The organism is Extibacter sp. GGCC_0201 (assembly GCF_017566055.1).
Classification (GTDB): domain Bacteria; phylum Bacillota; class Clostridia; order Lachnospirales; family Lachnospiraceae; genus Extibacter.
The window spans coordinates 1-212 of the sequence record NZ_JABFCH010000252.1 but is presented as its reverse complement, the minus strand read 5'-3'; the positions used below and the strand labels follow the sequence as shown (position 1 = coordinate 212).

Genomic DNA, 212 nt, shown 5'->3' with positions numbered 1-212 from the left:
CTTATAACCGTAAGACATCCTGAGATAGTGATGTTCACCGCAGAGCTTTCTAAGATACGTTTCTTCCTCTTCGTATACGGAAATTAAATATCCCGGTTCTTCCATCACTTTTAAGATCTTCCTGTACGCTTCCAGTTCCTCCGACAATTTGTCAGGACGGCTGCTCTCCAGAAATACGTATCCGGGAAACATCTCTTTCTCAACAAGCTTCC

At 43.4% G+C, this 212-nt stretch carries 1 pseudogene; it reads right to left on the bottom strand.

The window, feature by feature from the left end:
- Positions 1-212, bottom strand: a pseudogene (locus HJV72_RS19440) (transcription termination/antitermination NusG family protein); the annotation flags it as partial.